The organism is Exiguobacterium sp. MH3, from assembly GCF_000496635.1.
Classification (GTDB): domain Bacteria; phylum Bacillota; class Bacilli; order Exiguobacteriales; family Exiguobacteriaceae; genus Exiguobacterium_A; species Exiguobacterium_A indicum.
On record NC_022794.1, the window covers coordinates 3,029,576 to 3,054,263 of the forward strand.

At 44.3% G+C, this 24,688-nt stretch carries 22 protein-coding genes and 1 riboswitch; of the genes, 10 read left to right on the plus strand and 12 right to left on the minus strand.

Going from position 1 to position 24,688, the window contains the following annotated elements; all coding sequences use genetic code 11:
- The first annotated feature begins 46 nt into the window (after positions 1 to 46).
- Positions 47 to 3,211 carry a DUF3427 domain-containing protein gene (locus tag U719_RS15720; protein ID WP_023469768.1) on the plus strand — a complete coding sequence of 1,055 codons (3,165 nt, stop codon included), beginning with the start codon at positions 47 to 49 and terminating at the stop codon, positions 3,209 to 3,211.
- Here U719_RS15720 and mutT read toward each other — a convergent pair.
- Positions 3,186 to 3,590, minus strand: a complete 405-nt coding sequence (gene mutT / locus U719_RS15725) for an 8-oxo-dGTP diphosphatase MutT (protein ID WP_023469769.1) — start codon at positions 3,588 to 3,590, stop codon at positions 3,186 to 3,188. The genes U719_RS15720 and mutT overlap by 26 nt on opposite strands.
- A gap of 183 nt (positions 3,591 to 3,773) precedes the next feature.
- On the opposite strand from mutT, the gene U719_RS15730 reads away from it, so the two are divergent.
- Positions 3,774 to 4,958 (plus strand): class I SAM-dependent rRNA methyltransferase, encoded by a 1,185-nt coding sequence (locus U719_RS15730; RefSeq protein WP_023469770.1) that lies wholly within the window; start codon positions 3,774 to 3,776, stop codon positions 4,956 to 4,958.
- Positions 4,959 to 5,042: 84 nt separating this feature from the next.
- On the opposite strand, the gene U719_RS15735 is transcribed toward U719_RS15730, so the two are convergent.
- Positions 5,043 to 6,041 (minus strand): zinc-binding dehydrogenase, encoded by a 999-nt coding sequence (locus U719_RS15735; protein ID WP_023469771.1) that lies wholly within the window; start codon positions 6,039 to 6,041, stop codon positions 5,043 to 5,045.
- Positions 6,042 to 6,150: 109 nt separating this feature from the next.
- Between U719_RS15735 and pepT the strand changes: the two genes are divergently transcribed.
- Complete coding sequence (pepT, locus tag U719_RS15740) at positions 6,151 to 7,386, plus strand: peptidase T (protein ID WP_023469772.1); 1,236 nt, start codon at positions 6,151 to 6,153, stop codon at positions 7,384 to 7,386.
- A gap of 38 nt (positions 7,387 to 7,424) precedes the next feature.
- Here the strand turns inward: pepT and U719_RS15745 are convergent, their stop codons facing one another.
- The 4 genes from U719_RS15745 to U719_RS15760 form a co-directional block, all read right to left on the minus strand.
- Complete coding sequence (locus U719_RS15745; protein ID WP_023469773.1) at positions 7,425 to 8,444, minus strand: DUF916 and DUF3324 domain-containing protein; 1,020 nt, start codon at positions 8,442 to 8,444, stop codon at positions 7,425 to 7,427.
- 21 nt (positions 8,445 to 8,465) lie between these two features.
- Entirely contained in the window at positions 8,466 to 9,161 is a 696-nt protein-coding gene (locus tag U719_RS15750) for a WxL domain-containing protein (protein ID WP_023469774.1), read from the minus strand.
- Positions 9,162 to 9,177: 16 nt separating this feature from the next.
- Entirely contained in the window at positions 9,178 to 10,671 is a 1,494-nt protein-coding gene (locus U719_RS16980; protein WP_200864051.1) for a hypothetical protein, read from the minus strand.
- 260 nt (positions 10,672 to 10,931) lie between these two features.
- Positions 10,932 to 11,801 (minus strand): prohibitin family protein, encoded by an 870-nt coding sequence (locus U719_RS15760; protein ID WP_023469776.1) that lies wholly within the window; start codon positions 11,799 to 11,801, stop codon positions 10,932 to 10,934.
- Between the two features lie 299 nt (positions 11,802 to 12,100).
- Here U719_RS15760 and U719_RS15765 point away from each other — a divergent pair, with 299 nt between their 5' ends.
- The 3 genes from U719_RS15765 (at position 12,101) to U719_RS15775 (ending at position 16,163) form a co-directional block, all read left to right on the plus strand.
- Positions 12,101 to 13,723 (plus strand): ABC-F family ATP-binding cassette domain-containing protein, encoded by a 1,623-nt coding sequence (locus U719_RS15765; protein ID WP_023469778.1) that lies wholly within the window; start codon positions 12,101 to 12,103, stop codon positions 13,721 to 13,723.
- Between the two features lie 64 nt (positions 13,724 to 13,787).
- Positions 13,788 to 14,168 carry an NUDIX domain-containing protein gene (locus tag U719_RS15770; RefSeq protein ID WP_023469779.1) on the plus strand — a complete coding sequence of 127 codons (381 nt, stop codon included), beginning with the start codon at positions 13,788 to 13,790 and terminating at the stop codon, positions 14,166 to 14,168.
- A 114-nt stretch (positions 14,169 to 14,282) separates the two neighbouring features.
- Positions 14,283 to 16,163: a PhoX family phosphatase gene (locus U719_RS15775; RefSeq protein WP_023469780.1), complete on the plus strand. Its 1,881-nt coding sequence runs from the start codon at positions 14,283 to 14,285 to the stop codon at positions 16,161 to 16,163.
- Between the two features lie 40 nt (positions 16,164 to 16,203).
- Here the strand turns inward: U719_RS15775 and U719_RS15780 are convergent, their stop codons facing one another.
- The 6 genes from U719_RS15780 to U719_RS15805 form a co-directional block, all read right to left on the minus strand.
- A complete protein-coding gene (locus tag U719_RS15780) occupies positions 16,204 to 16,671 on the minus strand; it encodes a hypothetical protein (protein WP_023469781.1) in 468 nt (155 codons plus the stop codon).
- Between the two features lie 77 nt (positions 16,672 to 16,748).
- Positions 16,749 to 17,696: a RimK family alpha-L-glutamate ligase gene (locus U719_RS15785; RefSeq protein WP_023469782.1), complete on the minus strand. Its 948-nt coding sequence runs from the start codon at positions 17,694 to 17,696 to the stop codon at positions 16,749 to 16,751.
- Positions 17,693 to 18,751 (minus strand): LLM class flavin-dependent oxidoreductase, encoded by a 1,059-nt coding sequence (locus U719_RS15790; RefSeq protein WP_023469783.1) that lies wholly within the window; start codon positions 18,749 to 18,751, stop codon positions 17,693 to 17,695. The genes U719_RS15785 and U719_RS15790 overlap by 4 nt, the downstream gene beginning before the upstream one ends.
- 74 nt (positions 18,752 to 18,825) lie before the next feature.
- A riboswitch (SAM riboswitch) is annotated at positions 18,826 to 18,928 on the minus strand.
- 112 nt (positions 18,929 to 19,040) lie between these two features.
- On the minus strand, positions 19,041 to 19,679 hold the full coding sequence (locus U719_RS15795; protein WP_023469784.1) for a DUF975 family protein: 639 nt from the start codon (positions 19,677 to 19,679) through the stop codon (positions 19,041 to 19,043).
- A gap of 63 nt (positions 19,680 to 19,742) precedes the next feature.
- Entirely contained in the window at positions 19,743 to 21,008 is a 1,266-nt protein-coding gene (locus U719_RS15800; RefSeq protein WP_023469785.1) for a DUF2325 domain-containing protein, read from the minus strand.
- An 87-nt stretch (positions 21,009 to 21,095) separates the two neighbouring features.
- Positions 21,096 to 21,881, minus strand: a complete 786-nt coding sequence (locus U719_RS15805; protein WP_023469786.1) for a DUF817 domain-containing protein — start codon at positions 21,879 to 21,881, stop codon at positions 21,096 to 21,098.
- 152 nt (positions 21,882 to 22,033) lie between these two features.
- Between U719_RS15805 and U719_RS15810 the strand changes: the two genes are divergently transcribed.
- The 4 genes from U719_RS15810 (at position 22,034) to U719_RS15825 (ending at position 24,634) form a co-directional block, all read left to right on the plus strand.
- Positions 22,034 to 22,699, plus strand: coding sequence for a YitT family protein (locus U719_RS15810; RefSeq protein WP_023469787.1), 666 nt, complete (start codon positions 22,034 to 22,036; stop codon positions 22,697 to 22,699).
- Positions 22,700 to 22,853: 154 nt separating this feature from the next.
- Positions 22,854 to 23,309 (plus strand): MarR family winged helix-turn-helix transcriptional regulator, encoded by a 456-nt coding sequence (locus U719_RS15815; RefSeq protein ID WP_023469788.1) that lies wholly within the window; start codon positions 22,854 to 22,856, stop codon positions 23,307 to 23,309.
- 1 nt (position 23,310) lies between these two features.
- Positions 23,311 to 23,946, plus strand: coding sequence for a nitroreductase family protein (locus U719_RS15820; protein ID WP_023469789.1), 636 nt, complete (start codon positions 23,311 to 23,313; stop codon positions 23,944 to 23,946).
- Positions 23,947 to 23,998: 52 nt separating this feature from the next.
- Positions 23,999 to 24,634, plus strand: coding sequence for a nitroreductase family protein (locus U719_RS15825; RefSeq protein ID WP_023469790.1), 636 nt, complete (start codon positions 23,999 to 24,001; stop codon positions 24,632 to 24,634).
- The last annotated feature ends 54 nt before the right edge of the window (positions 24,635 to 24,688 follow it).

Below are 24,688 nucleotides of genomic sequence, written 5' to 3' on the forward strand. Positions count from 1 at the left end.
GATTTACTTATTATAAATACCATTTAATATCATTCGGAGGATAACCATGTCTTATTATGAAACACTACGTTCTTCAACTGAAGCTAACTCACAATCCGATACAACAAGTGTCTCTGTACCAGCACATGACTACACAACAGAATTACTTACGCACCTTAATCAAGTACTATATCAATCTTTAGACCATTTACAAAAACAAGATAAACCTGATCAAATGGTTGAAACGGTCAATGAATGGCTCCTGCATTTAAATCAACCTCCGATCGACTCGCCGCTTCATCGTGAACTCACTACTAGCACAACTCATGCTTTACCTACACAATATAAAAATTCTTTGCGTGCTTGGGAACTCATTGCTCCTGGCCAACTTGAACAAGAACAGTTATTGCATCACATCAATCAAGAATTATGGACAGCATCTGCTGCTGATTGGATGGTGAGTTTTACACGACATTCTGGAATTCAGACGCTTGTCCCAGCCTTAAAAGAAGCAGAAGCTCAAAACAAACCAATTCGTATTTTGACTTCATTCTATATGAATATTACAGAAGCGAAGGCTATCCGACAGTTGATGGAATTCAGCAATATCGAAGTAAAAATTTATGAACCGATTAAAAAAAATCATGCGTTTCATCCGAAAGCCTATTTATTTTCTCGTCCTGATCAGTTGGATAGTGCTATTGTTGGATCTTCTAATTTATCAAAATCAGCTTTAACGAACGGCATGGAATGGAATATTCGTATACCTTCTACACCCGTCACAACATTAGTCACTCAAGCAAAAAACTTATTTGAACAGCTTTGGAACAGCCACGAAGCGACTATATGTACAGAAGAATTATTAGTTCAATACGAACAGTACCAACAAGAAACACCACCTATAAGATCATTTTCTATCCGCGATACAGTTGCCGAACCCGCTGTCGATTACACCGTTATTGAACCAAACCTCATGCAGATTCCAGCTTTAGAAGAACTGAATCGTTTGCGCGAGCGAAAAGAAACAAAAGCAATGGTCATTGCGGCAACAGGAACAGGGAAAACGTATTTAGCAGCATTTGATGTCCGTCAAGCTCACGCTAAAAAAGTATTATTTGTTGCACATCGTGGAAAGCTACTATCACAAGCTGAGCATACATTTAGGCAAGTTTTTTCAAATGAAAGTTATACATTTGGTAGATATTCAGGATCACAACAAATTCAAGATGCACAATTTACCTTCGCTACCGTTCAAACACTCTCAAAAGAGGTTCATCTTAATCAATTTTTAAAGGATACGTTTGACTACATCATCATTGATGAATTCCATCATGCTTCATCTGCTTCTTACCAAAACATTCTTAACTATTTTAAGCCCCAATTTTTGCTTGGCGTAACGGCAACACCAGAACGAATGGATGGTCAAAATATCTTTCAGCTTGTTGACTATAATGTTGCTTACGAAGTACGTCTGTATGATGCCTTAGCACAAGATTTACTTTCACCATTCCATTATTTTGGGATTCAAGATGATGAATCGATTGATTATTCTCTTATTCCTCAACAAAACGGATTTTATGTAGAACAAGATCTTGTTGTTGCACTCGAACGATCAACACGAACAGATTATATTGTTGAAATGATTCGTAAATTTGGGTTCAGTGGTAATCAGGCTGTTGGACTAGGATTCTGCGTCAATATTAATCATGCAGAGTTTATGGAGCAGGAATTTAAACGACATCAGATTGAAGCAATGGCTGTTACAAGTAAACAGTCCGAAGATGAACGCGAAGAGGCCATTTGCCGACTAGAGGACGATCAAGATCCACTGCAATATATTTTTACAGTTGACTTGTTTAACGAAGGCGTCGATATTCCAAAAGTCAATCTAATGCTATTTTTACGTCCAACGGAGTCTCCTACAATTTTTATTCAACAATTGGGGAGAGGCTTACGTAAACATAGCTCAAAAGAATTTGTTACGATTTTAGATTTTATCGGAAATAGTCAAAAGGCTTTTGTTGCACCGCTTGTGTTGTCTGGTCAACAATCGTTTCATTCTATTGATCGTTATAAAATTGCTACTGCTGTAAAACAGCATTTTCCGATTTTACCGGAAGGTTCTTTAGCCATTCTAGATTCAATTACAGAAAGATTTATTATTGAACAAATGAAAAAAATAGAGTTTTCAGCTAGCAAAAAGCTCCGTGAAAGTTATCAAAGGCTGACACGCATGATCGGAAATCCTCCGAGTTTAAATGATTTAGTTACACATAAAGAGGCGCCAGCTGTTGAAAGTATTGTTCAGCAATGGAGAAGTACATTACGTCTTAAACAACTTGAAAAACATGCTACCGATGAAGAACTACGTTTATTGCTCGATGACACTACACGCAAAATTGTTGAACAGCTCGAAGGACTATTTCCAATTCGTGAGCCCTTCAGCTTACTAATTTTAAAACATTTACTGCATCACCCCTCTGCTTCAGTACAAGATATTGAACAAGAAGTTTTCAAAGAATTCGCCTTATCACCGAATCACTCTTTTTCAAAGCGACCAATTATTCATCATCTTTTTAAACGCTGGTCTACTGCGTTTAAAAATGATCGTATTCAATTGCTAGATGCTGTATCAGAAGAACGCTATCGCTTTTCAAATACAGTCGTTCAAGCACTTCAACAATTAACTGAATTACGTTCATATATGATGCATTTTATCCAAGCAGGTCTACTTGCATTTCACCAACTACCAGATCGAATTAATTGGTTGATCGAAGATCAGGCGTTTCTATTACATCAAACATACAATCGTTCTGTTATCCAACGTCTCCTATGTTCACCAAGTCAGGAAGGTTCTTGGCGTGAAGGCGTAGCTCAAGCTGGTGACGACTACATTTTATTCGTGAATTTACACAAAGATGAAGCCATTGATGAGCAACTAAAATATAACGATTATTTCTTAGATCAATATCGTTTCCACTGGCAGTCTCAAAGCAATGCAACCGCTACAGGTAAAGCGGGTACTTTATATCAAAACCATGAGAGCGAAGGAATTCGTATTCATTTGTTCATGCGCAAAGCAGATAAAGAACAAGGAAGAGCGCTACCGTTCACATACTTTGGCCAGTTAAAGCATCTTCAAAGTACAGGTTCTAAACCGATTAGTGTGACTTGGTCACTTCATTCTCCACTATCAATTGAACTGTTTAAGGAGTGGCAAACTCTTTCTTAATGTACTCAACTGCAGGAATATCAGCAGGAGCCCATTCAAGCTGATCAAGGTCTGAAACAGATACCCAGCGAAGCTCTGCATGTTCTACGGCAATCGGTTCTCCTGTTACGATTTCAGCTTCAAACGTATGCAGTGTAACAATAATAGCATCGTACTCGTACGTCGTTTTTTCGATTGGTTGTTTGACCTTAATGTTACATTTTAATTCTTCATTGATCTCGCGAACTAAAGACTGTGAAGGCGTTTCATGTAGCTCAATTTTCCCCCCAGGAAACTCCCATAAGTTGGGTAATGACATTTGGCTACTACGAAGTGCACACAATATTTCATTATGATCATTGCGAATGACAGCCCCTACGACTTGAATATGTTTTTTCATTTTTATGTTTCACTCCAAATCACTGTAGATTTTTCAGTTCTTTGCTTATCATAACAAAAACCGTTAGTCCTTTTACTTACATAAGGATTAACGGTTTTATTTATATCAAGTTATCCACATGTGGATAACTCTGTTTATGATATACTAATCACACTTATCCACAAGTAGAAATGAGGAAATTAGATGCCCCGTGAACTCTATCCGATCGTCGTCAAATCCGAATGGATTGAATTGATTCGAAGCGGTTATCCCGCGTTACGTAAAGAAATGTTTGAATCCTTGCAACATATTAAAGAAGCAGGTGGACTGCTTCATCTGATGACAGAACATAAAGAATACCTTGCAACTGGCTATTTTGGCAAGCAAGAAAAGGGTGTCGGTTGGACACTCTCGATGGATGAACAAGACACGATCGATGTTGCTTTCTTCAAACGCCTTTTCGAACAAGCTCTAGACAAAAGAAACGACTTTTTTGAAGAAGAGTCCGAAGCTTTCCGTATTTTTAATGGTGCGGGTGATGGTATTGGTGGACTGACGATTGATTGTTATGACCATCATTACCTCATCCTCTTCGAAAATGAAGGCATCTATACTTTTCGCCCGATGATTCTCGAGGCGCTTGAATCGCTCGTTCACTATAAGAGCATTTATGAAAAACGAGATTTTCTTATCGATCTTCAACCCGTCAAAGGCGACGATTTTTTAATGGGTGAACGCGGTGATTTTCCAGAAATGCTGCAGGAACATGGTGCACGGTATGCATACGACCTTGACGCTGGCATGCGGACTGGCTTCGATATCGCGCAACGCGAACTTCGTAAAGTTCTGATGGATTCAGTTAAAGAAAAGAACGTACTGAATCTCTTTTCTGATACAGGAACTTTGACAGTATCTGCACTTCATGGTCATGCTACTCACACGACGAGCGTTGATTTCTCGACACGTAGTCGAAATAAGACGACAGATAATCTTACGTTGAACCATTTTACTCCTGAAGAACAGATACTTTTGGTTCAAGATGCGTTCGACTATATCGAACAAGCGGATAAGAAGACTCGTTTTGACGTCGTCTTGTTCCATCCGCCGGTACACGTCAATACACGGACGCGTCAGTTTCGAACGGAACAGGATCTTTCTCCTTGGATCCAAAAAGTCATTCATCTGACGAATCGTGGAGGACTCCTTGCGATCACGACAGATAGCCCTGCTCTTGATGCGTTACAATTGAAAAAAGCTGTTGAGCAAGCATTCAACAAGTTGCGTCAAAAATTTGAAGTCGTATGGGAGCAACCGGAGCAGAAAGATTTCCCGACTCCTCCTTCTATGCCGCAACTCGCTCAAAAAAGTATTCTCATTCGTCGCAAATGACGTATTATTTAAAAAATCCGCTACCGAAAATTTCAGTAGCGGATTTTTTATGTTTTTAACAGGAAATGTAAAATAAATGAAGAATCATTTTTTAAGACTTGGACGCACACTCACTTTACCAAAATGTGATGTTTGATCAAATCGTTGGTAGAGATCATTTAACACATCGCGCTCATAAGGAATCTGCTCTTCGATCCGAATCTCGATTGTGCCTTCTTTCACTAAATGAATAAGTTCTGCTAAGTGATGTTGCTGTCGCTTCATCTCATCTACTTTTCCTTTTAGCAAAGGAAGTGCGACGAACACAGCCTCAAGTGATAAGGCTTTACTATGCATCATCGTTAAATCTTGTGTCGTCCGTGTCGCGATCGAAATGATGCGTCCGCGTTCTTTAGCGAGTATGAACGATTCTTGTAAATGATCGCCACCCACCGTATCAATGATGACATCGAATCCGTCAAAATCCAGTCGTTTGAGCAATGCTTCAGCTGATTCTTCCTTATACCGATGAACGCGAATCCCTCTCGCTTCTAACCAAGCTGCCTTCTCGTCCGAAGAGGCGCTCGCTGTGACGTCGCACCCATAATGACGCGCGAGTTGAACAGTCAGGTGTCCCACTCCGCCCGTTCCACCTGCTACATACACACGGATTCCTGGTGTAATTACGATCCGTTCTTTTAAAATCTCCATCGCCGTTAACCCGATCACCGGTAAACAACCAGCAATCTCAGCTGAGACCTCTTTTGGTCGTAAGACTGCCATCTGTTCGGGCACAAGCATTTCCTCCGCTAGCGCACCAGCACGTGTTCCAAGCCCACCGCCGAATGCGACGATGCGATCGCCGATAGAAAAAGACGTCACACCCTCGCCGATTTCAATGACTCTCCCTGTTACATCGCCCTGGAGAATTCCAGTCGTCGATGCTGCTGCCACGTGTCCGAAGAACATCTTCGTATCAAGTGGATTGATACTCGACCCCTCGACTTGAATGCGTAATTCGTACTTCCCCGCTTTTTCAGGTGTGACGTCTTTTTCTATAAGTGATGCGTCTTTTCCGTACTGATCGACTACGAATGCTCTCATGAAGAATTCCCCCTTTTTCATTATTAGTCTATCATGATTCAGAATTCTCTCACATTAGGTCTTCATGCTATGATGAAGGTATCTTATGACGAGAAGGGACGTTTTTGATTTGAAACAAGAATTGATTGATCGTCTAACTACATACGTGAAAATCGATACACAATCGAACTACGAGAGTACGACTGTTCCAACAACTGAAGGACAATGGACACTGGCTCGTTTGCTTGTAGAAGAATTAAATGCAATCGGTATGGAGGAAGTCACAGTCGATGACAATGGGTATGTCATGGCGACGTTACCTGCTAATACAGATGCAGACATTCCGACAATTGGTTTTCTTGCTCACCTGGATACAGCGACTGATTTCACGGGCACGAATGTCCGTCCGCAACTCGTGGAAGCATATGACGGAAATCCGATCACGTTGCGTGAAGCACCGTCTGTCATCCTATCGCCCACTGATTTTCCTGCACTTCACAACTATATCGGTCATACATTGATGACGACAGATGGTGCGACATTACTCGGTGCCGACAATAAAGCCGGAATCGCAGAAATCATGACAGCCATGCACCATTTGATTTCACATCCGGAAATCAAACATGGTCGCATTCGTGTTGCCTTTACGCCAGATGAAGAAATTGGTCGTGGACCACATCATTTCAATGTCGAAGCATTCGATGCAACGTATGCTTATACAGTCGACGGCGGTCCGCTGGGTGAACTCGAATACGAGAGTTTCAATGCAGCGGCTGCTAAAATCGTTTTCCACGGAACGAACGTTCACCCGGGAACAGCAAAAGACAAGATGGTCAATTCGCAGAAACATGCGATGGCATTTCACGATCGTCTTCCTGGAGAAGAGTCTCCTGAATTCACAGATGGTTTTGAAGGATTCTTCCATCTGATTTCGTTTGACGGTTCTGTTGAAAAAACGACGCTCGACTACATCATTCGTGATTTCGATCGTGAAGCATTTGAAGGACGGAAACACTTCTTATCTGCTCTCGTTGAGGAGTGGAACAAAAAGTATGGAGCAGGCAGCGTTGAAATCGACTTGCATGACCAGTACTACAACATGCGTGAAAAAATCGAACCTCACATGCACATCGTTGATATCGCTCATGCCGCGATGGAATCTCTTGATATCCAGCCAATCATTAAGCCGATCCGTGGTGGAACGGATGGATCACAACTTTCGTACATGGGTCTTCCGACACCGAACATCTTTACAGGTGGCGAGAACTATCACGGCAAGTTTGAATTCATCTCCGTTGATAACATGGTAAAAGCGACGCAAGTCATCATCGCTATTGTTCAAGGGTTTGAACAAGCCGCTCGCTAATCAAAAAGCAGATTCTCAGCGCTGAGAATCTGCTTTTTTTATGCTTGGCGTTGCTGTTTTTTCAAACGGTAGATATAACCGATTAATAAAAAGATGATTAAGGTCGATGCCATCATAAGTTCCTTTGACCATTCTCCGACAAAGGAGTTCGAATTTTTTTCGATATCCCGATTGGGTATCTGCTCTTTCATCTGATTCGCTTGACGCTTCGTAATCTTAAAGCTGTCTTTCCACTTCCACGTCTTGCCTTCTCCCTTAACGCGGATCTTAATGTGATACGTGCCGGGTTCTAAGATTCCTGTCGTTTCAATCGGTGTTTTCATATAAATCGATGGTGCGAATCGAACGTCCATTTGTTTTCGAACCACGACTTTTTTTCCTTTCGTGACGATCGCTTCGAATTTCATCGTTTTACTAATGGTCGGTGCTTGATTTGCTAATTTAACGAAAACAGTAGGTCTTGAAAAAGAGGACTTTGCCTGCACCCCCTCATATGTGATGACGGGTGCAGTCTCTTTGATTGAAGAACGAACTTTTAATCCAATGACGTAGGCATGACGATTTTGAATGCCGATGGTATTGTCGTTAGTCGTTTCACCTTCCGGCTTGCTCTCAATCCGAATACCGGCAAGCAATGTCCCATCCAACTCATTTGACACTTCAAGTGGTAAAGAAACGATTTTCGACTCTCCGCCTTTAATGAATGTTGATTGCGTATTCGGTTTAATGAGATCCGTCAACGAAGTCGACGCTAATGGAACGGATTTTTTCTGATCATAGACGATCAAACCGTTATTATTCGTTGTGGCATTTCGGATTGAAGTTAAAAACGTATGATCAGCGGGTCCGTGATTATAGATTCGAACTTGAAGATTCGTCTTTTGTTGCGCTGGCATCCTTAAATCGAAATAGGTTACACCGGAATCGACCTGATACGCATTCGGAACCGCTTCGACCGAAAAATTAACACGATCTTCTGCAAAACTGTCTGAAGGTGTCATCCAGACAAGTAATCCATAAAGCAAAACGATTAGACAACCGACTCCCCATCGTTTCATCTCTCTCCCCCCATTTTCTCATCAATTCACGACGTCAGAGAGCGTCCAATCGAGCGTAGCGGTATGTTTTCCTTCGACTTGAACACCGACAGGAACGTTCAGCGTAATGCGATCGTTATCTGTCCCGTTTCCCTTCCAATAAATTTGCCACGTTGAAAACGTTCCAGCAGCTGATGCTAAAATAACTTTTGCATCTCCCGGATTTCCAGGTGTTAAGGTAACATTTCCTGTCGTAGGTGCTGCATTAATTGGTAATCCAATCAAGGTTTGTACATCACCCGCATCGATCGTCAACGTGGATCCAGCCAAGGAATCTTTCCCACCGCTATCTTTAAAGGTACTGAGTTTTACTTTAACATCCCATTTCGTAGGGAGAATACGTCGATCCGTTACTTGTAAAAAGGGCTTTTGATCTTTTGCTTTGAAGAGTGCTTTATTAACAAGTACTTCGTTCGAGCCAAAATTGAAGTTAGGTGCATAATCGAGTGTGAGTGGTCCTGTGTTTCCGGTTGGCGTATTTCCTCCGTTATCCTGAGGTCTATAGGGAGTATTCGGATTAGGTGAGTCTGGATCGACGATGATCGGTGCTGCATTCGTCGTAAATGTGATTTCAGCCTTGGATGTTCCCGTTGAGGTATTCGCAGCCCACGCAGAGGTCGTTCCTAATATTAAAGCAGTACTTATCAAGATCGTTGAAAAAGCAAAGCGTTTTTTCATCTTTGTTCTCCCCTTTTCACGGTGCATCGACTAAACTCCATTGAATGTCTGCGCTATACGATAAAGGTTTCGGATATTTTCCTGTTAAATCGAGAACGATGCCTTCATTTTCAGCGTACGTCAACGGTGTCTGATTTGAACTCGCCGACATCGTTCCCGTAGCCACTTCAATTGCGGTTGTTTGCAGTAATTGGGTTTTCGAAGCGGTCTTAAAATAAAGAACATCGGTTAAGACATCACCTGTCGTACTCGTCAAAGGGCGACTGAGACTCGCTTGTAACTTCCAGTTATATCCTGTGGCATTTTCGTGAGAAATCGCAATCGTCATTGGGGATACACGAGGAATAATCTTCTCTCGCCCCGTCAACTCATGACTACCAAAATCAAGAGTGGTCGGAGTCGTCAAACGAAGTGTTGAGCCAATCATTAAATCTGCTGATGCTGTACTATTACTTAAAATATTTAAATCAATCGCTTCATCGATGACAGCACTTTTGAAAGTGTATTGATTTGTAGAATTGATAGGTAAATTATTTATTTCGAAAACAAGTTTATATTCGATATTGTTTAATAACCCTAGCAACCCTACTGAAATAATCGAAGACGTATTCCAATAAATCAAATTATTTGTTTTATCAATGGTAACACTTTCCTTTTTAACAATATTTCCCGACTTGGAATATTCTAAATAAACACTCTCTGCTTTAATTTTATCCATGATACTTGGTGGAATGATAAAAACAATATATTGTTTATTAGAAAGCCCCAATCCTAGAAATGCGGAAAATCGATTCGTTAATTCAATCGTTTTTCTAGTACCGTCATTTTCAATTTGAACCTCTTGATAACTTGCACTTAAGCTTGAAGTACCTAATAAGCTTATGGAAAGTAAGTTAGGAACTGCTGTATTTTTTCCTTTGTCTGACTTCGATGTTTCAGAATTAGGTGTACTTTCTTCGTTATCATCTGACTGAGGTTGCTCAATTACTATTGTTTCATCTTCTTCAGTTGACGAAGTCTCAGATGTCGGTGGATCTTCACTCTCAGGTGGGGTTGTCTCGGATGTTGGTGGGTCTTCACTCTCAGGTGTCGATGTCTCCGATGTCGGTTTGTCTTCGCTTTCAGATGGGGTTGTCTCAGATGTCGGTGGTTCTTCGCTCTCAGGTGGGGTTGTCTCAGATGTCGGTGGGTCTTCACTCTCAGGGGGAGTTGTCTCGGATGTTGGTGGGTCTTCACTCTCAGGTGGGGTTGTCTCGGATGTTAGTGGATTTTCGCTCTCAGGTGGGGTTGTCTCGGATGTTAGTGGATTTTCGCTCTCAGGTGAGGATATCTGCTCTAGTTCCAAGAGTTCTTCGCATTGGATCCGTTCTTCTTTTTTTAGCAAGTTCTCTTTCATTGGATCATTCAACGTCTTTTCACAAAACGATGACGTCAAAGGGTCTGGTATTTCTAGCTCGTCGGTCGTCGCATGACTGTGCGGAATCGAAAAACTTGTCGCAAATAGAATCATGAAGATAATAAATGTATTTGGTGATCGATTTTTATACAAAAATTATCCCCCCCTATTTTTTGATACTTATTTTCAATTGAATAATCCTCTTTTACGTTCGTTTCCCTTCTAAATAAGGGAATTAAACCATAAATTTTACATTTAAAAGATATAAAATAAAAGTTTTTTTATCTCTATACTAAAATTAAATAATACATCTATCTTTAATCTACTGATTTATTATTACAGCATAAAAAATAGACCTATAAATTAGGTCTACTTTATTTCTTTTCTTCTGTTGTAGCATCTGGAATCGGTAATTGAACCATACTCCCCGATCCACTGACGAGTGGTGACTTCCCGTCCCACTTCTTGACGGCTTCGTATTGAATCATTTCTTCCGTCAATGTCTTCTGTAGTTCTTTTTGAGCTTTTGCCAACCCTTGAGCTTCGATCAAACGGGCATCAGCTGCTCCTTTTGCTTCTACGCGAAGACGCTCTGCTTCTGCTTTAGCGATTTCAAGATCCGTCTTCTTTTTATCGAGTTCCTGCGACGCTTTGACACGCGCATCGATCGCTTCCTGTGTCTTTTCATCTGGTTTCGGTGCACCGAGTGCGACATCCTCGATGATGAAACCGATGTCCTTGACGTCTTCTGCAAACTGCGTTTGAATGCTCGTTGAGACATTCCCTGATTTTTCACCGAATAGTTCAAGGACGGTGACTTTCGAGATTTGCTCACGCGATGCATCATAGAGACGTTGTTTCAGATATCCTTTTGCGATCTCATCGATTTCAATCGGTCCGAACTTATTGAAGACTTTCGTCACCTTATCCGGCGAGACGGAGAAGCTATATGTAAAGTCGACGACGATGTTCTTTCCGTCCTTGGTCGCAAGTGTCATGTTCTCAAGCGACTTCGTCTGTGTCCGGATCGGATACTCCGTCACCCGTGTGATCGGTGAAACGACATGCCAGCCTTGCGATAACGTCTCATCTTTGACACCGCTTGACGGTGTATAGACGACCCCAACTTGTCCAGGTTCGATTTGTTCAACGATGAACGGTGTTGTTGCAAGCAACGCTAGTACGAGCACACCTGCGATGATCATCGATGGGCGAATTTTTTTCTTCGGTTTGATTTCTCTCATTCTGAATCTCCTTTATCGATCTTTTCTTGGATATAGCGGTAGAGTTCCATGCCAAGCAAAACGATGAGGGCGAAAAACAATAATGTGAAAAAGATGGCCATCTAACCCCTCCTCTAACGAATTCCTTACTTTGTTCTACGTATCCATCTGGAAAATGTTTCATTTTTTTAAATGTCCGGTTGCTTATTTTTAATTTCTGTCCTAATATGGAGGGAACTTTGCCTGCTCTACGACAGATCACGATTTGTGGTACACTCGAATGAGCACATCACTTACTAGAAACGAGGGTTCATCTCTATATGATTACAGTACAAAACGTCGGTCTTCGCTTTGCAGATCGAAAATTATTCGAAGACGTCAACATTAAGTTCACACCAGGTAACTGTTACGGTCTGATCGGTGCAAATGGCGCTGGTAAATCGACATTCTTGAAAATTCTCGCTGGTGACATCGAAGCACAACAAGGCGATGTCATCATCACACCAGGCGAACGTTTAGGCGTTCTCCGTCAGAACCATTACGAATACGAAGAATTCCAAGTCATCGAAACGGTCATGATGGGACACAAACGTCTCTATGAAGTCATGAAAGAAAAAGATGCCATCTATATGAAAGAAGATTTCTCGGACGAAGACGGCATGCGTGCTGCTGAACTCGAAGGTGAATTCGCTGAGATGAATGGTTGGGAAGCGGAGTCGGAAGCCGCAATGCTTCTTCAAGGACTCGGCATCAAGGAAGACCTTCACTCGAAGACGATGGCTGAGCTGACAGGATCGGAAAAGGTCAAAGTTTTGCTTGCGCAAGCGTTGTTCGGTAAACCAGACATTCTCTTACTCGATGAGCCGACGAACGGACTTGATTTGAAAGCCGTCAAATGGCTCGAAGAATTCTTGATCGGATTCGAGAACACGGTCATTGTCATTTCCCACGACCGTCACTTCTTGAACAACGTCTGTACGCACATGGCGGATCTCGATTACGGTAAGATTCAACTGTATATCGGAAACTACGATTTCTGGTACGAGTCAAGTCAGCTTGCTTCGCGTATGGCAAGTGACCAAAACAAGAAAAAAGAAGAGAAAATCAAAGAACTTCAAGCCTTCATCGCGCGTTTCAGCTCAAACGCTTCAAAAGCGAAACAAGCGACGTCGCGGAAGAAATTGCTTGATAAAATCACACTCGACGACATTCGTCCATCGTCACGCCGTTATCCGTTCGTTGGTTTCACACCGGAACGTGAAATCGGAAATGACCTCTTGATGGTCGACGGCATCTCGAAGACGATCGATGGTGTCAAAGTCCTTGATAACGTCCGCTTCTCGTTGAACAAGACGGATAAGGTCGCGTTCATCAGTCAGAGCGATATCGCAATCACGACTCTCTTCAAGATCCTTATGGGTGAGATGGAACCGGATAGCGGTACGTTCAAATGGGGCGTCACGACTTCGCAGTCGTACTTGCCAAAAGATAACTCGGAATTCTTCGAAGGCTCGGACAAGACGATCCTCGATTGGCTCCGTCAGTACTCACCGGCAGATGAGAGCGATACGTTCCTCCGTGGATTCCTCGGTCGGATGCTCTTCTCAGGAGAAGAAGTCATGAAAAAAGCTTCTGTCTTATCTGGGGGCGAAAAAGTCCGTTGTATGCTTTCAAAAGCAATGCTCAGCGGTGCTAACGTCCTCGTCCTCGACGATCCAACGAACCACTTGGATCTCGAATCGATCACAGCACTCAACGATGGCTTGATTGCTTACAAAGGCGCGATGCTCTTCAGCTCGCATGACCATCAGTTCGTCGAAACAATCGCGAACCGGATCATCGAGTTGACGCCGAACGGTATCGTCGATAAAGAAACGACATACGATGAGTACTTGAACAATGATACGATCCAACAGCAACTAACAGCGTTATACGCGCAATGATTTTGAGGAGACCGGAACTGTCGTTTCGGTCTCTTTTTTGAACACGTTGAAGGAGGAATGCGACATGAGGCACCGCGTATGCGCTGCGTTGATCGAAGAACAACAGATTCTAATGGTCGAATTACACACGCCTTCCCGGACATTTTGGACGTTACCGGGCGGAGGTGTCGAGAGTGGCGAAACAAAAGAACAAGCCGTCGTGCGCGAAGTGTTAGAAGAGACGCATCTTCACGTCACGATTGAACGGCAACTCTACGAGATTTCAATTGATCAAGGAACAGAGACATGCTTTCTCGTCCGACGTGCCTTAGGCAGTTCTGCACCTCAACTCGGGATTGATCCCGAACTCCCATTTGACCAACAAGAATTACGAACCGTCCGTTTCCGACCATTAAAGGAACTTCACGATGATCCACAGATTGCTCGTTTGCTGACCTTACTGTAAAGAAAACATTAACTAAGTGAGATAAAACTGACCAAGTTTCTTTACACCCCCTACATAATCGACTGATTAAATGGAAATGTAGCAACAACACAAACTCATTTGGGGGAAACGAAAATGAAACGAACACTCATGGTTGGTCTATCAGCAGCGGTCTTGTCATCAAGTATGGTCCCGATGTTCGCGGATGCCCATAGCTCTTCTCATAGTACACGCAACATCAAGAAGGTCGAATTCTTGTCGATGGATGCACCGACGAAAATCGATCAGATGGTAAAAACCTATACAGAAGCAAAAGTTAAAGTCACCTATACGAACGGTAAAACAGAAGTGAAACCGTTGAACTATAATCAACTGTTCCTGTCGCAAGATAAAATCGTCGAAAACAAAGGAGAGATGATTGCAGCAGGGACACCAATCGATGCTAAAGGTAATCCGATCATCGACCGCAGTGTACCGGACAAACCGGAAGCCTTCGTCTCAGATGCACCAGACTCGAATAGTTTGCTTGAAGTGCACGGAAAAAAATACATGGTCTCTCACTTCGAGTATGACTCGATCGATAACGCTGGTAATGAAGTCAAGGGACTTCCAGCATCGATGACATTAACGGAAGTCGTACAAGATAAAAAGACAGGGAAACTTGCTGTCAAAAAAGCCAGCAAGATTGATTTTGAAAACGTCAATGGACTCTGGACACCATGTAACGGTTCGACGACGCCATGGGGAACGCACCTTGGGTCAGAGGAATATGAACCAGATGCCCGTGCGTTTGAGTCAGACAAAACGTCAACTGCTTATAAAGAAGTAAATGCCTTCGCTGAGCGTTATTTCGGAACGACCGAAAAAGCGAATCCTTACTTCTACGGCTTCACACCGGAAATCTCGGTCGACCGAAAAGGGAAAGCGACAGCAGTCAAACACTACAGTACAGGTCGTTTCTCGCACGAGATGATGCAGATTCTGCCGGATCAAAAGACAGCGATCTTCGGTGACGACGGAAACAATACGATGATGTTCATGTACGTCGCGGACAAAAAACGTGATTTCTCAAAAGGAACACTTTACGCGGCGAAGTTCAAACAAACACGCGCAACAGAAGGCGGAGCGGGTGATCTCGAATGGATCAAGCTTGGTCATGCTTCCGATAAAGAAGTCAAACGCTTGATTGATAAAGGGACGAAGTTCAGCGACATCTTTGAGACAGCCGATGCGCCAACTCCGGGCTTTAAAGCGGTCAAAACAGCTGCTAGCAAAAAAGTCGAATACTTGAAGCTCAAGCCTGGTAAGGAAAAAGAAGCTGCCTTCCTTGAATCACGCCGTTATGGTGCGTTGCTTGGCGCAACATCAGAATTCAACAAGATGGAAGGCATCACGGTCAACGAGCAAGACAAAAAAGCCTACATCGCCTTGTCTTATGTGTCAGGCAGTACCGAAAAACAAGAAGGTGCTGTCCAAGACGACATCCAGCTTGAAAAACGCGAATCGGGTGCAACATTCGAAATCGATCTTGGCCGTGCAACAGGCATCGACAGCCGTTACGTACCAACGAATATGCAGGCACTCGTCATTGGTGAAGATTTGAAGAAGCCGGATGCTTACGGCAACACAGCGAATCCGGATCTCGTCGCGAATCCAGATAACCTCGCTTATTCCGCGACATCTAATACGCTCTTTATCGGTGAAGATAGCTCCTTGCATACGAATAACTTCGTTTGGGCCTATAATCTGAAGACGAAGAAGCTTTCACGGATTCTGTCCGTTCCAGTCGGAGCGGAAGCAACTGGTCTCCGTTCACTCGATCATGTTGGTGGGTATAGCTATCTCTTGAGCAACTACCAGCACCCAGGTGAAGCATTGACAGGGAAACAAATCACGGCCGTCGATCCAAAAGCGCTCGAACAAGCGATGAAAGACGGCATCGGGATTCAAAAAACAGGTGGTGTCGGTTACCTCTCTGGTTTACCGAGCGGTCATAAATCGTATACGCATCGATAAGATACTAAAAACGGATTCCCAAGCGCGGGAATCCGTTTTTTTATGCGTTGTTCTTCTTTTGTTTTGCTGCCTCTTCTTCCACACGTTGCAGCAGTCCATGAACGATTTTCTCGTTCTCCCGCTCGCCACCGAGTGACAAGAGACTTTTTCCAACAAAGTTCGCCCCCTCATTTTTTCCCGTATAGATCAACAGACAGCGATCATGGTCGATCGGTTTGAGCGTAAAGGTCATCTCGATCTTGAATATTTTAGCCAATGTGAATCCAATCGTATTTTGCTTGAAGTCCGGCTCGTTCGTATAGGCTAAATCGGTCACGATATAGGTTTCGAGTCGATTGCCCTGCATATACGTTTGGCGATAGGTCGAACCGACGACACCCGGTTTTCGTTCAATCACCTCGTGCTGGACGACATTTGGAATCAAACGCTGCAGTCGCGTGTGATCAAACAAGTGCCATGCTTCTTCAATCGGAATATCGAGCTGTCGTTCTTCTCTCCACGTAATCATACACCTGCCCCCTTTTTCTATAGAAATACCCTGTCATCCGGTCTTGTAACGTCCGGCGACAGGGCGAGAGCAGATTCTTATTTTACTGTGCTTGTTTCAAGGGCTGCACCGAGGAACTTCGCTAGTTCGAGCATACCGTAGCGTCCTGCAGCTGCCTCAGCATCCGAATTATAGTTCGTATTCGTATTGACGTCATACGTATAGATCGTACCTGACGTATCCTTAATGAACTCGATACCGGCGACCGCGATTTGGTTCGCTTGGAGGAATGCTTCATATTTTTCAATGATTGGGTCATCGAAGCCTTCAACGATTTGGAACTTCATCGGTGTTTGCGGTGCTTCTTCACCAACTGGGCAGAACAAGTCGTCGATTACACATGCATCCGCTGGGCAAAGCTCAAAACCTTCTGATGTATCGACTCGAACCGCGTAGACGAACTTTCCACCTACGAACTCACAACGTGTGATGTACGGTTCTGGTGCTTGAATATACTCTTGAATCAACGTGATGCCATCGACTGGTTCGTCGAATGTCGGACCGTCGAGATAAGCTTCAAGTGCTTCAATCGAGTGGAACAGCTGGACGCCGAGACCTTTCCCAGCCCGGTTATGTTTCGTGATGAATGACGAAACGCCAATTTCTTTTGCTGCTTGTACGATTTGATCGCGTCCGACGGCAGCCGTCGTCTTCGGTACACGAATCCCAGCCTTACGCAACGCCGTGTATTGATTGACTTTGCTGACTTCTAAACGAAGCGCACGCGTTCCATTAAAGACAGTCCGGTCATGCTCTTCTAACCAAGCGAGGACCCCTTCCGTCAACTCCGGCGCGTAACGATGCCCCCGCGTATGCGAAGAGGCACTCATGCGGCTGTAAAAGACGCCTTCTGGCGGCAGTTCGTCCAGCGGAACGATCCCTTCATTCAAGTGCCACTCTTCATACGGTAACTCGAGTTCTTCGAGACGTTTGATGAGATGGTCCGTCCATTCTTGATTTTCGTGGAGAATATGAATTTTTGTCATGATTGTTGACCTACCTTTCGTTTCGCTTCGACCAGTGGCATTACGTCACGAGCAAAGCGTTCCATTTCTTCGAGTTGTGGTGAGAATTGTAATAAGAGTAACGTGACACCAACAGCTTCGAATGCTAGAATCCGTTCAGCGATTTGTTCTGGTGTTCCGATTAAATTCGGACGTAGACCACGGTTCGAGACGGAATAATCGTTTCGTTCGACCTGTTGCTCCAGTTGCGATTTACTGATGAAATCCTGATAACCGGCATAACCAGCGCTGTCTTCCTTAACGTCCGTGATGCGTTGCCATTCAAGAAGTGCTTCTTCTTCCGTATCCCGACAAATGATGTAGGCAGCAAGACCGAAGCTCTCAAGCGGCGTTTGTCCCGTCGTTTCCCGGCGTACTTTCATGTCATTGATTTTATGGGCTACTTCTTCAACAGTACCCCCATGCATGACATAAGCGTCACAGTGTTCGACGATCGTCCGTTTTCCAGCTTCACTCTCTCCACCGGCGTAGAGCTTGATCCCTGGACGCTGGACTGGCTTCGGATGGAGTTCTGCTTGCTCGATCGTGTAGTGATGACCGGAGAAGCTATACGGTGACGCATCTGCCCATAGTCCCTTCATGACCGTGACGAACTCTTCCGTCCGAGCATAGCGTTCATCGTGTGCTGTGAAGATACCATTGTATTGTTTCGCTTCCTCTGCCCACCACGCTGAAACGACGTTGAGCGTAAAGCGTCCACCACTCAACTGATCGATGTTTGCCGCCATCTTCGCTGTCGTCGCTGGATTATGGAACCCGGGACGAACCGCTGTCATGATCTCAAGGCGTTCCGTCGTTGCAGCAATCGCTGCTGCCGTCGTCCATGCCTCAAGACTCGGTTCCTTGATACCTTTAATATCGTTCAAGTTCAGTTCCGCGATCAACGTCGTCGAGAAGCCGATCCGTTCTGCTGTTTGTGCGACTTGTTTCGCATAATCGAAGGTCGGTGGCATCTGTTCATCCTCGACATTACGTAACCATCCCCCAAAAATCGGTAACCAAAAACCATACTCCACTCCATCGTCCCCCTTATCATAAAAAAACGCTCTTTTCGAAGTTCGAAAAGAGCGACGGTATCTTGTCCTGTCCGCTCTTATCTTCGGAAGGTATCCCTTCCTGGAAGTAGCACCTTCCGCCACGGCGGGGTTGCTGAAGTGTCTTCGGGCCAGTCCCTCGACTTCTCTAGATAAGATGTGTTGCATTCATCGTACAAAATTCACTGAACTAAAGCAACTATTAAACCGTCTTTTCCAATCGGAATTATTTCGAGCATAAAAAATCCCGACATCGTGTCGGGATCCGGTATTAATATGGTGCGACGAAATCTGATGTTGGCTCTGGCGTTTGTTCACCACGAACACGATCATAAAATTTTGCAAAGGTAACACTGAAATATGGTGTAATCCACAAGAATGCTAGGCCGAGGGTAACGATTCCTAAAAGAGCCCAACCAATAAACGACAGTAGAAGAAGGAATGCTTCCATTTTATGCCCGTCCATCATTTTTCGGGAGCGTGTAATGGCCTCTAAGATACCAATCGATGGTTCATCTCGCAAAATATAGAACGTTAGCATGTAAGAAAATGATTTAATGATTCCCGGTACGACTAATAGCAGTAACCATAAGAAGATAAAAAAGAGTTGTACGATGGCTAGACCAATCACTTTGAAAAACATACCATATGGTTCAAATAAATCCGTCACTTTCGTTTCTTCTCCGCGAGCAATCGACATCGCAATCCAAGTCCAACCGACTCCGACCGGGATCAATAAAATCGATACCAACGATACGACGAGATCCATCGTATTAGCTGGTTCATCTATATCTGATCCAAATAATCCAGGCACACCTTGAATGATACTAAACAGAATAACTGTTAGGACTGCGAATCCCCAACGACCGCTGAGCGACTCCTTCGCTGCTTTTTTTAATTGAGATGACATGAGTAAGGTCCTCCTTGAAAAATAAGTTCTCACCTTACTCTACGGCTAATAACTTCTAATGTTTCACTGATTTTTCAATAATTTCCCCTCTTGTTTCTGTTTCAACCAAGCGCGCTCAAGTTGCCGCTCACACGCTGTATATAATGAACGTCGACCGTCGAGGCGTTCCATCGCGAATGGAATACCATGCTTTTTCGCCTGAGCGATGACATGTGCACTCGCTGCATGAGAGACACGGCTCGTCACGACGACGATCGCGTCCGTCTTTTTGGCGAGACAAGCAATCTTTTTCGCGGACTGTGCGTCCCCTGCTAGATGAATTAATTCGATCCCCGTCGGCGCAAAGAACTCACGATAGACAGCGGTCTGTTGTTCGTTTCCAACGATAACAAGACGCATGCCTGTGAAGCGCGTGAAATCTAACGGTGTCTTATCAACGAAATCCATCAATTGTCCCGGTACGGCTGTTGTTACGATCGGTTCAATCGTTTGCTCTTTTGGCATACGGACGCGACGCTGCGCTTTTTTAGCTTTCGGCACCGGTTGCCGTTTCATTTTTCGTGCATACCGATTTGACTTTTTTGTTGTCACAGGCGTCTTCACTACCTGTTGTTCTATCGCTGACGGACGGTTGGATGATGCGTTGACGATCGGCTCTTCATACGTGAACGGATGCTTCCAAGCAATCGTTAATGTATCCTTCCGTCCCCGCCACATGACGAGATCGACAAGTTGCCCTGCTTCTAGTCGGAAATAGCGCATGTCTTCTACCGGTACAACATAATAGAACGATCTGCCCGACTCATCTTGCAGTGGACCATTCACCGTTTCCTCAATGATTCCATGTGCTTTGACGATTGCTTGTTCAAACACGACACGTTCCGGATTCTCTCTCATTCGCTCCGTCGAGACGACGGCTTCAACACGACATATCGTTTTTTGATCATCCTGACGATCGACACGGACCCGGACTTCCATGCCGTGCTCGAGATTCCAATCGCGGACGTCTCGTTCAGAAATATGACTGCCCGACCATTCTAGTAAAGTACCGCCTTTTAACCCCCGCTGAAACGTATAGGCATAACGTTGCTTGCGTACTGGCTCGACCGGTACTTGCGGTGGCATGACGATGGTCTGCTCTAGCTCTATTGCTTCATCGATGACCAATGTTTCTTGAACGTCGCGCGGTGCATAATACGCTGACATCTTGACCCATTCATCGATTCCGTTTACTTCGTCGAGCCAGAGTTGCCAATCTTCATACCGCTCCACGGCCGCTAATTTCATCTGTACCAATTCAGTTGCTCGTTCCATCACCTGTTGCATCATCCATGACCACTTCCTTTGCGTTTTTTTCACTATAGCAACGAAAAAACGCGGAAGTAGTTCAAAAAAACAGCCTGGTTATTTTTTTGCTTAGGTACGTTGTTGAATTTCCACAGCCGGATCCTGACGCTTGTATTTTGCGACGATGACGATCAAAACCGTGATGATCACAAGCAGGAACCAAGAAGACAATTTTCCAAGATCAACGACTGCCCATCCGCCTTCTTGATGCGGATAGACCCAGCCTTTAAAGAACGTTACGATGTTCTCCGCGATCCAAATGAAAAAGGCGATCAATAAAAAGGACAGGACGAGCGGCATCCGGTAGATCGTTTGCTCGATCGTAAAATGAACCCATGACTTATAGAAGACGAGAACGACGAGGACCATCAATAGCCAGCGTGCATCGAAGATCCAGTGGTGGGTGAAGAAGTTGAGATAGACGAGACTCCCGACGCTGATCGCAAGCCAAGGTGGTGGAAATGCTATAAATCGTAAATGAAATCGCCGAAACGCCTGGCAGACATAACTCGCAACGCTTGCGTACATGAATCCTGCATACAATGGAACACCAGCCACTTTCGTCAAAGCGTCTTCCGGATAACTCCAAGATCCGACGTTCACTTTAAACAGTTCAAGGGCTAGACCAATGACGTGAAACAATAAGATCAGTTTGAATTCTTCCATCGTTTCATAACGAGTGACGAGTAAGACGATTTGGACGAGAATACACCAAAGCAACAAAAGATCATATCGAGCAACCGGTTCAGTAGGAAGATAACGTGAAAGAGCAAGCGCTGCGAAAATCATCACGGGAAAGACGCAACAGATGGCTTCTATATATGTAAAACGAATCAGGTGCCGGATCGCTTTCATTCGGTCATCTCCTTTTTTCTTCAGTATACGGGTCTCAATCCTCCTTCCCCTCCTTCTTAAGATGGAAAAAACGGAAAATTTCGTCTTTCTTCTTCCACTTTCCTCATGATACAGTTAACGAATCAATTATTTTAAGAAATGAGGTGCCAGACATGACGCGTCATCGCGCTTCCTGGTTGTTACGCGCTACGTTAAAGTGGGGACTCTTCCTGCTTGGTTTATTTTTACTCGCTCTTGGCTCATCGATGATGATCACGGCTGAACTCGGTGTCTCGACGTGGGATGTATTGCATCTTGGTCTCCAAAAGAAGACGCCACTATCCGTCGGAACGATCATCTTACTTGTTGGTCTATTACTCGTTTTCGTTAAGTACGCATTAGACCGCGTCACACCGCAAATCGGAACGCTCGTCAACGCGATTTTCGTTGGTGTCTTCATGAATCTTGTGCTTGGTTCTCATCTCTTACCCTCTTTTGAATCGATCTGGTTGAATACGCTCTGGCTGATTTTCGGTATCTTCATCATTGGGATGGGCGCTGGTCTGTATGTCGCTGTCGGATACGGGGCTGGTCCACGTGATGGGTTAACGCTGACACTTGCAGAGCGCTTCGGAACGTCGATTCGTCTGATGCGGACGATCATGGAAGTCACGGCATGCGGCATCGGTTGGTTGCTTGGGGGACCTGTTTTCTTCGGTACGATCCTCTCGATTTTCCTGATTGGACCGTTTCTGCAATTTTGGTTGTTTTATTTCCGCCGGATCATTGCAGCGATTGATGCAAAAGGAATTCCAGCGTCTGAACGCCAAATTAGCTAAGTCGCCTGACTCGATATCATTCTGCGTGAATGATATCTTTTTTTATGTCAGAAGCAGATAAGTTGCGCCATCAAAATAAACACGTTATATTCGTTTACATATCAATCTTTGATACGTCAAAGGTTTCTTCGAACGAAGGGAAGGATGTGATGGATTGAGTATTTCCTGCACCGAAAAAGGACGTTTGATCTATGCACTCGTCTCCGTCAATAAGACGATTGCTCAAAAATTCGATCTCTGTACGGATGGTTTCAGTCAGACTCGAATGGACCTACTTGCTCAACTACAAGTCGATCAAACGATCAGTCAAAAAGAATTGCAAAAACGCGTCAATGTCGATCACGCGGCGGTGACCCGTCACCTCAAACATCTGGAATCGACAGGGATGATTGCTCGCGAGCGTTCAGCCGCTGACAATCGGGTGATTCTTGTTTCCTTAACGGAACAAGGGGCGACGCGCATTGCACGATTACGCGAACAAAAAGATGAGTTCCTCGAGAACCTACTCGAAGGATTCTCTGCTGAAGAACAACGGACGTTAGCTGAGATGATTCAACGCATCGAAGCGAACGCCGACACATTACCTAAATTAAAAGAGGAGTCGATTTAATATGGCAACGCAAACTCAAACAGACTTCATGGAAATCGTCAAAGGACGCCGTTCGATCCGTAACTACGATACAGACGTGAAGATCTCAAAAGAAGAAATGACACAAATTCTTGAAGAAGCAACACTCGCACCTTCTTCTGTCAACATGCAACCATGGCGTTTCCTCGTCATCGATAGCGAAGAAGGCAAAGCAACGCTTGCACCACTCGCGAAATTCAACCAAGTCCAAGTCGAGACATCTTCTGCTGTCATCGCCGTCTTCGGTGACATGAACGCTGTTGATCAACTCGAGAACATCTACGATACAGCTGTCGCAAAAGGGCTCATGCCACAAGAAGTACGCGATCGCCAAGTACCAGCGATCCAAGGGATGTACAGCAGCGTATCAGCAAACGACTTGAAAGACAGCATCTTGATTGACTCGGGTCTCGTCTCGATGCAATTGATGCTCGTCGCTCGTGCACACGGTTATGATACAAACCCAATCGGTGGTTACGAGAAAGATCAAATCGCGGAAGCATTCGGTCTTGAAAAAGATCGTTATGTACCGGTCATGTTGCTATCGATCGGTAAAGCGGTGGACGCTGGATATCCATCAGTTCGCCTACCAATCAACGACATCGCAGACTGGAAATAAGTTTTTTTACACTATAAAAAAAGAAAACACACACAAGGGAGATTGAATAATTATGACTACTCAAACAACAACGGACTTCATGGAAATCGTCAAAGGACGCCGCTCGATTCGTAACTACGACACAAACGTAAAAATTTCAAAAGAAGAAATGACACAAATCCTTGAAGAAGCAACACTTGCACCATCTTCAGTTAACATGCAACCATGGCGTTTCCTCGTCATCGATAGCGAAGAAGGTAAAGCGACACTCGCACCACTCGCAAAATTCAACCAAGTTCAAGTCGAGACATCTTCTGCTGTCATCGCCGTCTTCGGTGACATGAACGCAGTCGATAGCATCGAGACAATCTATGATATGGCTGTGGAAAAAGGTCTTATGCCGCAAGAAGTACGTGATCGCCAAGTACCAGCTATCAAAGGGTTCTACCGTCCAGAAGACGTTGAAACATTACGTGATAGCATCTTGATCGACTCAGGTCTCGTTTCGATGCAATTGATGCTCGTTGCTCGTGCACACGGTTACGATACAAACCCAATCGGTGGTTACGAAAAAGACCAAATCGCAGAAGCATTCGGTCTTGAAAAAGAACGTTACCTCCCAGTCATGTTGCTTTCAATCGGTAAAGCAGTGGACGCAGGATACCCATCGGTTCGTCTACCAATCGCTGACATCGCAGAGTGGAAATAAGCGATTTCACCTAGTCCGGATTCCTTTCATAGGAATCCGGCTTTTTTGTATACT